11 protein-coding genes are annotated in these 11,954 nt (G+C 58.3%); 6 read left to right on the top strand and 5 right to left on the bottom strand.

Annotated elements, in window-relative coordinates; translation table 11 throughout:
* Window positions 1-40 precede the first annotated feature (40 nt).
* The gene (locus GWA01_RS01965) at window positions 41-1,204 is read right to left on the bottom strand and encodes a deoxyguanosinetriphosphate triphosphohydrolase (protein ID WP_146795418.1); all 1,164 of its coding nucleotides are present in this window, start codon (window positions 1,202-1,204) and stop codon (window positions 41-43) included.
* A 197-nt stretch (window positions 1,205-1,401) separates the two neighbouring features.
* On the opposite strand from GWA01_RS01965, the gene erpA reads away from it, so the two are divergent.
* From erpA to GWA01_RS01950, 3 genes are read left to right on the top strand one after another with little or no spacing between them, the layout of a single operon-like run.
* On the top strand, window positions 1,402-1,746 hold the full coding sequence (gene erpA, locus GWA01_RS01960) for an iron-sulfur cluster insertion protein ErpA (RefSeq protein WP_146793486.1): 345 nt from the start codon (window positions 1,402-1,404) through the stop codon (window positions 1,744-1,746).
* Window positions 1,747-1,750: 4 nt separating this feature from the next.
* Window positions 1,751-2,518 carry an exodeoxyribonuclease III gene (locus GWA01_RS01955; protein ID WP_146793484.1) on the top strand — a complete coding sequence of 256 codons (768 nt, stop codon included), beginning with the start codon at window positions 1,751-1,753 and terminating at the stop codon, window positions 2,516-2,518.
* An 18-nt stretch (window positions 2,519-2,536) separates the two neighbouring features.
* Window positions 2,537-3,109, top strand: coding sequence for a hypothetical protein (locus GWA01_RS01950; protein ID WP_146793482.1), 573 nt, complete (start codon window positions 2,537-2,539; stop codon window positions 3,107-3,109).
* Window positions 3,110-3,111: 2 nt separating this feature from the next.
* On the opposite strand, the gene GWA01_RS01945 is transcribed toward GWA01_RS01950, so the two are convergent.
* From GWA01_RS01945 to GWA01_RS01930, 4 genes are all read right to left on the bottom strand, one after another.
* On the bottom strand, window positions 3,112-3,426 hold the full coding sequence (locus GWA01_RS01945) for a YXWGXW repeat-containing protein (RefSeq protein ID WP_186819427.1): 315 nt from the start codon (window positions 3,424-3,426) through the stop codon (window positions 3,112-3,114).
* Between the two features lie 185 nt (window positions 3,427-3,611).
* A complete protein-coding gene (gene aspS, locus GWA01_RS01940) occupies window positions 3,612-5,408 on the bottom strand; it encodes an aspartate--tRNA ligase (protein WP_146793481.1) in 1,797 nt (598 codons plus the stop codon).
* A gap of 84 nt (window positions 5,409-5,492) precedes the next feature.
* A complete protein-coding gene (locus tag GWA01_RS01935) occupies window positions 5,493-7,022 on the bottom strand; it encodes an FAD-dependent oxidoreductase (protein WP_146793479.1) in 1,530 nt (509 codons plus the stop codon).
* Between the two features lie 152 nt (window positions 7,023-7,174).
* Window positions 7,175-7,915 (bottom strand): DUF2076 domain-containing protein, encoded by a 741-nt coding sequence (locus tag GWA01_RS01930; protein WP_146793477.1) that lies wholly within the window; start codon window positions 7,913-7,915, stop codon window positions 7,175-7,177.
* A gap of 148 nt (window positions 7,916-8,063) precedes the next feature.
* On the opposite strand from GWA01_RS01930, the gene GWA01_RS01925 reads away from it, so the two are divergent.
* From GWA01_RS01925 to glyS, 3 genes are all read left to right on the top strand, one after another.
* Window positions 8,064-8,696 (top strand): TetR/AcrR family transcriptional regulator, encoded by a 633-nt coding sequence (locus tag GWA01_RS01925; protein WP_146793475.1) that lies wholly within the window; start codon window positions 8,064-8,066, stop codon window positions 8,694-8,696.
* An 82-nt stretch (window positions 8,697-8,778) separates the two neighbouring features.
* Complete coding sequence (locus tag GWA01_RS01920; RefSeq protein WP_146793473.1) at window positions 8,779-9,651, top strand: glycine--tRNA ligase subunit alpha; 873 nt, start codon at window positions 8,779-8,781, stop codon at window positions 9,649-9,651.
* The gene (gene glyS / locus GWA01_RS01915) at window positions 9,651-11,705 is read left to right on the top strand and encodes a glycine--tRNA ligase subunit beta (RefSeq protein ID WP_146793471.1); all 2,055 of its coding nucleotides are present in this window, start codon (window positions 9,651-9,653) and stop codon (window positions 11,703-11,705) included. The genes GWA01_RS01920 and glyS overlap by 1 nt, the downstream gene beginning before the upstream one ends.
* Window positions 11,706-11,954: the final 249 nt, after the last annotated feature.

The following is an 11,954-nucleotide window of genomic DNA, read 5'->3' as shown; positions in this document are numbered from 1 at the left end:
CAGCTCGATTCCTAAGTCAACGCGTCAAAAAGAGGCTCTATCAGCCCAGCACGGAGAGGTCCGTCAACCGTCGATGTTCTTCCATCGCAAAACGGTCAGTCATTCCAGCAATATAATCCGCAACAAGGCGACGCTGTCCTACATCATCCGTAGCCTTTGCACGATCACGCCATGGCGGCGGCAAAAGCGTAGGTTCTTCTGATAGGATACTAAAAATTTCGCCCAGAGCGATCCGCGCCTTGCGGGTCATGCGACTCACGCGCCAGTGCCGGTACATCCGCGCATACAGGAATTTGCGAATAGCCGCATTCTGTCTCCGCATCTCAGGAGAAAACGCAACCACCGGCGCATCGGCGTAGCGGATGTCGTCAGCAGAAGCGGGCTTCAGCACCTCAAGGTTCCGGCGCGTCTGTTCCGTCAGGTCTGTCGCGAGAGCGTTAATAACCACGCGGATCGTCTCATGCCGAACACGCTGCTCCTGATCGAGCACCGCACGTCCTGTCTCGCGCTCTTTGGCACGCGAGTCCCGGAGTGCTTCTCCCACGAGCGGCACATCCTCAATATCTTCGAACGTCAGAAGACCCGCCCGAAGGCCATCATCCAGATCATGACCATGATAGGCGATATCATCTGCAAGCGCTGCGACCTGCGCCTCTGCAGACGCATAGCTCCCCAGTTCCAGATGATGTTTTGCGTCATATTCGAGCATATACGGCGTAGGGCGTTTGACGGGGCCGTTATGCTTGGCCAGCCCTTCCAGCGTTTCCCAGGTCAGGTTAAGGCCGTCGAAAGCATGATAGCGCATCTCCAGAGCCGTCACGAGACGCAGGGACTGCGTGTTGTGGTCAAACCCACCCCAGTCTTTCATCGCCGCGGAAAGCGCATCCTCGCCAGCATGCCCGAAAGGCGTGTGACCAAGGTCATGGGCGAGAGCCAGTGCCTCCGTCAGGTCCTCGTTCAGATCCAGACTGCGGGCAATAGAACGGGCAATCTGGGCAACTTCGAGCGAATGCGTCAGCCTCGTGCGGAAAAAATCACCCTCATGGTTAATGAAAACCTGCGTCTTGTATTGAAGGGTGCGGAAACCAGCAGAGTGCAACACACGATCCCGATCGCGCTGCCAGGGTGAGCGGACAGGGCTTTCCTTTTCGGGATACAGCCGCCCGCGAGAACCAGCTTCCTGTACCGCATAGATCGCAACCATCCAAGGCTCCTCAACCGTATTCGTCGGGCCAGGCGGCACCGTTTTCCCAAACCGGAAACCCATCCTACCGCCCGTTCTCAGGACGCGCAAAACGCCCCTCGTGCCAATGCACCTTTGCGGAAGGCAACCCGATGGCCATATAACCGGAACACGAACCGTCCTGCCGCCGCAGGCTTCCAGAAATCCGGGATTGTCCGATGTCAGACACCGCTGCCTTTTCCCTGTCCGCCTCTGCCGCTGCACGCATTGCCGAGATCGTCTCCGCACAACCCGATCAGACCGGCCTTGCCCTTCGCGTCTCCGTGCTCGCGGGTGGCTGCAACGGCTTTCAATACCAGTTCAAACTCGACAGCACCGTAGAACCGGACGACGTCCATATCGAACGCGACGGCGCCCGGGTCGTGGTGGACCCCACGAGCCTCGAACTGCTGGAGGGCGCCGAACTGGACTTCATCGACAAGCTGATGGGCGCGCATTTTGCCGTCACAAATCCGAATGCCGCATCTTCCTGCGGCTGCGGCACCAGCTTTTCGCTGGCCTGAGACGATGGCATTTACTTTCGCAAGCTGGAACATCAATTCCATCCGTGCCCGCGCTCACCTCGTTCAGGAATGGCTTGAGCGTAATCCCTCCTGTGATCTGCTGTGCCTTCAGGAGATCAAATGCGAAGACCATCAGTTCCCGGCGGTTTTCGCTGAAGCCGGACTGCATGTCGCCACATCAGGCCAAAAAGCCTATAACGGCGTGGCATTGATAGGTCGCCGCCCCTTCGAAGTGACCACCCATAATCTCCCGGGATTCGAACACCCATCCGCACGCTACATCGAAGCGAAGATGGACGACGTGACGATTGGCAATCTTTATTTGCCAAATGGGAATTCAGGTGGCGAAGAAGGATATGCGACTAAACTCGCTTTTTTTGACGCCCTGACACTCCGGGCAAGACAGTTTCTCGCCGAAGAGCGCGAATTTGCGTTCATCGGCGACTATAACGTCTGCCCAACGGACGAAGACCTCGCCCCCAACGCCCTTTCCGCAACCGACGCGCTTGTGCGCCCGCAAACACGGGCTGCTTTTCGCCGCCTTCTCTGGACAGGACTGACAGATGGGCTCCGCGCGCTTCGCCCTGAAGGACGTCACTACACGTTCTGGGATTATCAGGCAGCGGCCTTCCAGCGTAATTCCGGACTGCGCATCGACCACGCCCTACTTTCACCACGCCTTGCCCAGCGCCTAACCGACATCCAGATTGATCGTGATGAGCGTGCACGCGAGAAAGCATCGGACCATGTTCCACTGATCGTCACAGTCTGAACACGAGGAAACGCCACTATGCGCTACGGCATCCTGCTTGCAATGTCTGTCACGGTCCTGAGTTCAGCGGCTTACGCAGCCCCAACTCAGCCAACTGTGCCTCAGGACGCATTCCAGCACCCCGTACAGCCCACTCTGGTCCCGCAATTCGTGGGCATTCTGGGTCTGCGGGATAATGCGCCACAGCCGGTTCGCCTGACGCTTGGCACCACCTCCCTGCCCGACAGCCAATTCCCCCAAGGCTGCGCGGACCTCGCCGTTGCCGGTGGCATTGCCCGCATCCATGTTTCCGGCAACCCGGCAGTTAATTCGCCACTTCAATCCGTGACGGTAGAAGACAGCCCGGGCTCTGCGAGTGGTGAGCGGTGCCCAAGGACGTTCAACCGGAGCGGAAATCTGATCGCACTGCCCAACGGAATCAATTTCGGAGATCTCAGATCAACGATCGAACACAAACTTGGCGTTCCATCAGCGCACACGACTGAAAGCATGATCTATCTTGCGCATGATCAGGTACCGCGCGTGCTGGCCATTTCGTTCGATGGAGATCGTATGCGCCGGTTTGACCTGTTTCTTCTTCCAGCGAAATAGGCTCAGCTTCTGAGCAGATGAGAACGGTCAGGTAAAACGCCACCTGGCCGGACAGCACTTCTTCCAGCCTGCACTCTGTGTCCCGCAGACCAGCGGTAACCGTTTCCCACCCACTGCCATCGGCCGGGAACCCATTTCATGGTGGCCGATCGGGTAGGAATTTCCTCTGGAATCAGATGAGGCGGTGGCGGCGGCGTTCTATAAGGGCCACTATAGGGGATAAACTGTGCATGAGCCGTACTGCTCACATCCCCCAATGCCATGGCCCCGACAAACAGGCCCGAGGCGACCAGCAGGCCTGCAAAATGTTTCAGCATGTCTTCGCTCCTCTCCCCGAATTGTCGGACAGAGAAACAATGACGTCCCCTCAAGGCAGGGTTGCGGCACGGTTATGGCAAAAAAAAGGGCGCGTGTTTCGCCCATGATGCAAATGCATAGGCGCCACGCAGCCTGAAATTATAAAAAAACGGCACCTGATGTCTCAGATGCCGCAAGTTGAAAGTTACTTGGAAGCCGCGGGCTTTGGCTTGGGAAGGTCCAGAGCCAAAGAGAGTTCCTTGAGACGGGAAGCTTCGACCGGAGCCGGAGCTTCCATCATCAGATCCTCACCACTCTGATTGAGAGGGAACAGAATAACCTCACGGATATTCGGCTCGTCTGCCAGTAGCATCACAATACGATCCACGCCCGGCGCGGCACCACCATGCGGAGGTGCACCATAACGGAAGGCATTGAGCATGCCGCCAAAGCGCTCTTCCACAACCTCGGGGCCATACCCTGCGATCTCGAAGGCACGCAGCATGACTTCCGGAAGATGGTTACGGATGGCTCCAGAGGACAGCTCCACACCGTTGCAGACAATATCATACTGATATGCGTTGATCGTCAGCGGGTCCTGCGTATTCAGCGCCTCAAGGCCACCCTGCGGCATCGAGAACGGGTTGTGTGAGAAGTCGACCTTACCGGTCTCCTCGTTCACTTCATACATCGGGAAGTCCACGACCCAGCAGAAGCGGAACGCGTTCTTCTCAATAAGGTCCAACTCAGTGGCAACCTTCGTACGAACGACGCCTGAGAACTTTGCAACTTCGTCACCCTTACCAGCAGCGAAGAACACAGCGTCCCCGGCCTTCAGGCCACAGGTCTTGCGAATGCTCTCAACGCGATCGGCCTCAAGGTTCTTTGCAATCGGGCCTTTGCCTCCCTCTTCCTCGAAGATGATGTAGCCTAGGCCGCCTGCACCGCTCTCGCGTGCCCAAGTGTTGAGCTTGTCAAAGAAACCGCGTGGACGATCACCCGCACCAGGAGCCGGGATCGCACGGATCTGGCCACCGGATGCCGCAATCTTGGAAAACAGACCAAAACCCGATTCAGCAAATGCTTCCGTAACATCGCTGATGAGAAGCGGGTTGCGAAGATCCGGCTTGTCAGAGCCATAGTCGCGCATGGCATCTGCATATGGGATACGCGGAAAAGCACCATCCGTAATTTTCCAGCCTTCAGGCGTGAATTCGCTGAAAACGCCAGAAAGAACAGGCTCCAGAATTCCAAAAACGTCTTCCTGCGTCACGAAGGACATCTCGAAATCGAGCTGATAAAACTCGCCCGGGCTCCGGTCCGCACGGGATGCTTCATCACGGAAGCATGGTGCAATCTGGAAATAGCGGTCAAAACCCGCAACCATCGCAAGCTGCTTGAACTGCTGCGGTGCCTGCGGCAGCGCGTAGAACTTGCCCGGATGCAGACGCGCAGGAACAAGGAAGTCGCGCGCGCCCTCAGGGGAAGATGCCGTCAGAATCGGGGTCTGGAATTCGGTAAAGCCCTGCTCAATCATGCGACGACGCAGGCTCGCAATCACCTTGCTGCGCAGCATGATGTTCTGGTGCATCTTTTCACGGCGCAGATCAATGTAACGATACTTGAGGCGCATGTCCTCAGGGTAGTTCTCATGACCTGCGACCTGAAACGGCAGCACGGCAGCATTCGAACGCACCTCGATCTCCGCCGCGCGCACCTCGATGGCACCTGTCGGAAGCTGATCATTGCGCTGGCCAGCCTCCCGCACCACAACTTCACCCGTCACAGTGATGACACTCTCGACGCGAAGGCGCTCGGCCCTCTCAAGAAGGTCGGCGCCCGACGGCACAACGATCTGCGTCAGGCCATAATGATCGCGCAGGTCAATGAACAGCAGGCCGCCATGATCGCGCTTGCTATGCACCCAGCCAGAGAGGCGAACGGTCTGTCCTGCGTTCTGTTCGCGCAAGGCGCTACAGTCGTGGGTGCGATAGAGATGCATGTTTGGCCTCGTCACTGCCTGGCGGTTCAATAATTGGGCGCAGGAAGCCGGGCAGCTACCCTCATGTCAAGTTCTGCGCGTATTTCAGCCGCGCTCAGCAAGAAAACCGTCAAAATCCATAGCGGCCCGCGCCAGCTCATAGGCATGCCCCGCACCGGCAAGCGCAACCGGACGGCCATCCGCTGCAACGTATGTCGCCAGAAAGCTGAAGCCTTTCAGATCGCCCTCAAGATGCACTGTTTCAAACGCTTCATCCCAGCCAAGCCGCTCGATCTTCTTGCCGAACTGCTGCGTCCAGAACCATGGCGTCGGGATGCTTGATGGCGCTTCCCCCAGAATGGACAGGGCTGCGATCCGCCCCTGTACCTGCGCATGACGCCAATGCTCGATTCGGTGCAGGCCCCCATTATGGCGAAGGGCCGAAGAATCACCCGCAGCATAAACTCCGGGAGCAGCCTTCATCGTCTCATCCACGACAATGGCACCGTCTTCATCACGCTCCAGCCCGCGCACGTAACCGGTCTCGGGCTTGACCCCCACACCCACCAGGACGAAAGCCGAAGGCAGGCGCATGCCGTCTTCGAGTTCCACACCCTGCGCATGCTGGTCTCCGTAGATCTTGGCAACCATCGAATCACAAATGAACGCCACCCCATTCTCTTCGTGCAACTGAAGAAGGCGCAAACCCACTTCGCGCCCAAACTGCTTTTCCATGGGTACCGCAGAACGCGATACGATCGTCACTCCAACGCCACGCTGTCGCAGGGAAGACGCAACCTCAAGCCCAATGAAGCCACCGCCGATAATGGTGACGGCATGCTCAGGCTTAAGAATTGCAGCAATCTTTTCAGCATCCTCTTCGCGATGCAGCGTGAACACATTTTTCATATCGACACCCGGAATATCCGGACGCTGTATGCGCGCACCTGTCGCGATAAGAACATGATCCCCGCGTAATTCCTGCCCTCCCTCAAGAGACGCAATTTTGCTCACCGGATCAAACGAGACGACGTGACCAGTAACGCGGGTGATCCTGTTGTTCTCGTAGAATTCTTTATTCCGCAAAGGCGGAGCGTGGGCCTTGTCCGGGTCACTCACCAGAACGGTCTTGCTCAGCGCCGTACGATCATAAGGCAGCTCCGTCTCCTCACTCACGAGCGTGATGCTGCCCGCAAATCCGTGCAGACGAAGCGTCGTTGCCGCAGTCACGCCCGCAGCCCCCGCTCCCAGAATCAGAACACTTTCCTGAGCCTGCCGCGCAGGCGGATCAACGCGGGAAACAGGCTCTGTCCCGACCAGAACACGCCCTTCAATGATGTTGACTGGGTAACGCGGCAGGTTGTCCAGCGCGACAGGCTCCTGCAGCGCCCCGTCCACCACATCAAAGACCGCCTTGTGCCAAGGACATACCAAAACACCCCTGCCGCCCTCATTGCGACAGAAAGCCCCCTGATCGAGCGGCGCTTCCTTATGAGGGCATTTCCCCCCCAGAGCATGAACCTGCTCTCCATCACGGATCAGGACGATGGGAGTGCCCTTGATGTTGAACGACGAAATCTGCCCGTCTTCCAGCACATCCAGAGCGACGACATCACGAAATTCACTGGCAGTCATCACGGCACTTTCCGGCAGGTTTCAGGGGTTTGCTGGTCCAACGCAGAACGATAGCGGGGGTTGAGCAAAAAACACAAAGCCCGCCCGGACACATCATCCGGGCGGGCCTTGCTCAGTCAACGTCAGATCAATGTCGGACTGACAACGAACGATCAGAACATGTCGTCGAAGCCACCACCGCCATCTCCGCCACCGAAGTCTCCACCGCCGCCAAAATCGCTGTCAGAGAAACCACTGCCGGCGTCCATTCCTGAACCTGCGAACGGATCAGAAGCACTGTCGCCATAGTTGTTCACGATGGTCTCGCCACCTGCACCACCGCCACCATGCTCGCTGAACAGGCCTTCCAGCGCATTGGCAGCCATCATGCCGCCTGCCACACCGGCAGCCGTCGTCAGTGCAGAGCCCAGAAATCCGGTACCGGAACGCTGGAACATACCTGGCTGATAGCCCGGCGGATAACCGTACTGCTGCTGGGGATTATAGTTCGGCGGAGCCTGCTGCCCCCAACCCGGAGGCGGAGCAGACTGCTGCTGAGGGCGGGCGCCACCACCGAACAGCCCACCAAACAGGCCGCCAGATGAACGGCCCTGCTGCTGAGCCTGTGCCAGCTGGGACTGTGCCTGCTGAAGCTGGAACTCAAGCTGGCGGATGCGGTTCTGAGCCTGCGCAAGGGCAGCCTCCTGCACCACGGCAAGCTGTGTTACGCGATAACGCGCCTGCGGATATTGCTGAAAGTTATCGGCGATGAAGCGGTCTGCCTCCGGGTCGATGGGGGGCAGTGCGGGCTGCTGCTGTCCGAGCGAGCCGAATGCACCACCCTGCGTGCCAGACTGACCACCGCCAACACGGGCAATGAAGCGGCTGATGACGTCACGTTCTTCGTTGTTCATCGTCTTCATCCTTCCAGATGAGGAAATTACAAGACCTCAATCATATGATGCACGCAAAGGCCCACCGCAAGATCATGCGCATTGACCCTGCAAATTGTGCTATCTACGCAGTGCAGGACCTGAACATATTCTGGAACCACATTAAGCCATGCGATGCACTTCCCCCGATCACAAGCCACAGCCGCGGAAGCGGAATCGTGCAGCCTGTGAACGGGCCCTGACCGACGCTGCACTTTCTCTTTTTTCGGAACAGGGGTTCGAAACAACCACCACCCGCGAAATCGGTGCCCGTGCCGGATGCTCCGAAGCTCTGATCCAGCGCTATTTTGGCAGCAAAGCCGGATTGCTGATCGCAGTGATCCGCAACGAGGAATGTGACCGGGCTTTCACCGATTTTCGGGATGGCCCGATTGCGCAAGACCTGACACACGAACTCCGGAACAGCTTCTCATTCCTCATGCGCCACATGGACTCTATCACGCCGCGACTGCGCGTATTGATGGCCCGGGCACTTGTGGACACCGACTTCCGCAAAGAATTCGCAGAGCTTCCAAAGCGTGGCCTCCTGCTCGCCTATCTGACGATGCGTCTGGAAGCCTGCGAGAAAAAAGGCTGGATCGAGCCTGGTACGGATATCAGCGCTGCAGCTTTCATGATGATCACCCTGTGCCTCCAGACATCGTTCATCATGCGCGAGGCATTCGATATTCCGTGTGAAGAGCGTACCCGCACGGCCATGGACATGCTCACCCTGTGTCAACGTGGCATCGAAAGACGCTGAAAGGCTTTTTGAACACCAGCTTCCGGTAAGAGGCCGCGTTCTGTAAGGTGCGGCAAATTTCTGCCAACCGGAGCCTATCGAATTGTCTGCGAACCGGCCGCTGTGCTTTCAGGACCTGATCCTGCGCCTCCATCAGTTCTGGTCCGAGAAGGGTTGCGCCATCCTGCAACCCTACGACACAGAGCTTGGTGCGGGCACCCTCTCTCCGCACACCACATTACGTGCGCTTGGAAACAAGCCCTGGGCTGCGGCCTACGTACAGCCATGCCGTCGCCCGTCCGACGGTCGTTACGGTGAAAACCCGAACCGCCTGCAGCATTATTACCAGTATCAGGTACTACTGAAACCCACCCCGGCAGACAGCCAGCAACTCCTGCTGGACAGCTATCGCGCCATCGGGATCGATCCGGAAAAGCACGATATACGATTCGTCGAGGACGACTGGGAAAACCCGACCATCGGCGCATGGGGCCTCGGCTGGGAAGTCTGGTGTGATGGGATGGAAGTGTCCCAGTTCACATATTTCCAGCAGGTTGGCGGTATCCCAACTGTCATGCCCTCCACCGAACTCACATACGGCCTTGAGCGGCTGGCAATGTATGTTCAGGGCGTTGAGAACGTCTATGACCTGGATTTCAACGGGAAGGGTCTGAAATATGGCGATATCTTCCTGCGTGCCGAAAGAGACTATTCGCGCCATAATTTCGAGTTGGCCGACACCGGAATGCTCCTAACGCATTTCAACGATGCCGAGCGTGAATCCATTCGCCTGGCCGAGGCAGGCATCGCACAGCCAGCCTACGATCAGTGCCTTAAGGCTTCACATCTGTTCAACCTGCTGGACGCACGCGGCGTGATCTCAGTATCAGAACGCGCCTCCTATATCGGCAGAGTCCGCACTCTCGCGAAAGCTTCATGCGAAGCCTGGCTTGCTGGCGAAGAGGAGAATTCCTGATGGCTGAAATGCTTCTCGAACTGTTCAGCGAGGAAATTCCTGCTGGCATGCAGTCCCGTGCGGCCGAAGATCTGGCGTCGGCGCTGACGAAGGCGTTTGACGGCCTTGCACCGCGCGACATACAGACTTTTTTCGGCGCCCGTCGCATTGCTGCATCCATCACACTGGATCACGAGATCCCGGCCAGAACCGTTTCCGAACGCGGCCCTCGTGAGAGCGCCCCGGAAAAAGCCCTCGCCGGCTTCACCCGCAAACATGGCGTTACGCCCGCTGATCTGACGCTGGAGGACGGGTTCTGGGTCCTTAACCAGAACCTCGACCCCGTAAGCGCCGAAACGCGCATTGCAGATGTCGTTCCCGAAATCCTTTGGAAATTCCCATGGCCCAAATCAATGCGCTGGGGCGCTGGGTCCAATTTTACATGGGTACGCCCCCTCCGTCGCATCACCTGCATCCTTGATGGCCGGGTCGTCCCCTTCTCGCTCGCCCGCGACGGAGATGATGCCCACGGCCTGCGTTCGTCCAACCTTTCCGAAGGTCACCGCTTCGTCGCGCCCGGCGCCTTTGAAGTCACATCCACCTCACAGTGGAAAGACGAACTGGAAACGCGCTCCGTCATCGTGGACGTGGATACCCGCCGTGACATGATTCGCACAGGTATTGCGCGCCTTGCCGCTCAGCAGAACATTTCCGTTGTTGAAGATGCGGGCCTGGTGGACGAAGTTGCTGGCCTCGTTGAATATCCGGTGCCCCTGCTCGGGCACATCGGAGCGGCCTTTATGGATCTCCCGGCCGAGGTCATGCAGGTCTCCATGCGCATCAACCAGCGCTACTTCGCGCTGCGCACACCGGAGGGTAAGGCGGCCCCGTTTTTTGCATTCGTGGCCAACCTTCCCTTCAAGGATGGCGGCGCCCTGACCACAGCAGGCAATGAGCGGGTTCTCAGTGCGCGTTTTGCAGATGCAAGGCACTTCTGGGATCTGGATCGCAAAACGCCACTTGCAGACCGCGTCCCGGCCCTTGATGCCGTCACGTTCCATGCCAAACTCGGCACCCAGGGCGCCCGTGCGCAGCGAATTTCTACGCTGGCACGCCATGTGGCAGAGGCCATGGGCCTGACCTCGCAGCAGGCCGATCAGGCTTACCGCGCTGGCCTACTCGCAAAGGCTGACCTGACAACCGGCATGGTTGGAGAGTTCCCTGAACTACAGGGTGTCATGGGCGGCTACTACGCAGCTCATGACGGTGAAGACAGCGCCACCGCACAAGCCGTCGCAGAGCATTACATGCCCCGTGGCCTCGGCGATGACACAGCAACGGCCCCGGTCTCCGTCGCTGTCGCACTTGCAGACCGTCTGGATCTTCTGGCTGGGTTCTTTGCAATTAGCGAAACCCCTACCGGTTCCGGCGATCCATATGGCCTACGCAGGGCTGCACTCGGCGTGATCCGCAGCATCCGTGACAACGCCCTTCGCCTTAACCTGACAGACCTGTTCAGCAAGGCTGCTGGAGAGCGCACGGGCGGAGAACTGCCTCGCCTTCCAGACTTTATTGCAGAACGCCTCCGCGTACAGCTTCGCAGCGAAGGCAAACGCCACGATGTTCTGGCCGCAACCCTTGCGGGCGGCCTGGACGGAGATCTGGTACGTCTGCTGGCCCGTACGGACGCATTGTCCGACATGATCCAGACCGAAAACGGCCGCAACCTGCTTGCCGCCGCCAAACGCGCTGCCAACATTTTGCGCATCGAAGACAAAAAGGACGGCCCTCATACCGGCCAGCCGGACTCAACACTCTACGCTCAGGACGAAGAACGTGCCCTTGCAAAGGCGCTGGATGAGGCAATCGTTCAGACCCAGCAGACCTTGAAAGAAGAGCGCTTCACAGATGCCATGCAGGCCATGGCAGCTCTTCGCCCGGTACTGGACCAGTTCTTCGAAGCCGTCATCGTCAACGCGCCAGAGCCTGAAATTCGCGCCAACCGGTTGCGGCTGTTGACCAAATTCCGCCAGACAACCGCATTGATCGCTGATTTTGGTCAAATCGAAGGCTGAACCAATGGGAGCGTGGAACCTGATGCGGCCGCCACGCTCCCATGAAGCCAACACGACACGCCTCTACGAAAACTCGCTCACCGCTCCACGCAGAGATGCTTCACCACTGAGCCGAAGCCTCTGAAACGATTGTCGACGGCAATGCAGGCCTCTGTAAGCCGTCTGAATTCAGCGTGAACGCACCAAGACGTCATGACCCCGGCCGCAGACAGCAGGAGTAAGGTGGAACAGCAATGTTCCTCCAGTCAG

Origin of the sequence: Gluconobacter wancherniae NBRC 103581, assembly GCF_007988885.1 — a bacterium.
Taxonomy (GTDB): Bacteria; Pseudomonadota; Alphaproteobacteria; order Acetobacterales; family Acetobacteraceae; genus Gluconobacter; species Gluconobacter wancherniae.
The sequence above is the reverse complement of the archived record's forward strand: the minus strand, read 5'-3'. Positions and strand labels throughout refer to the sequence as shown.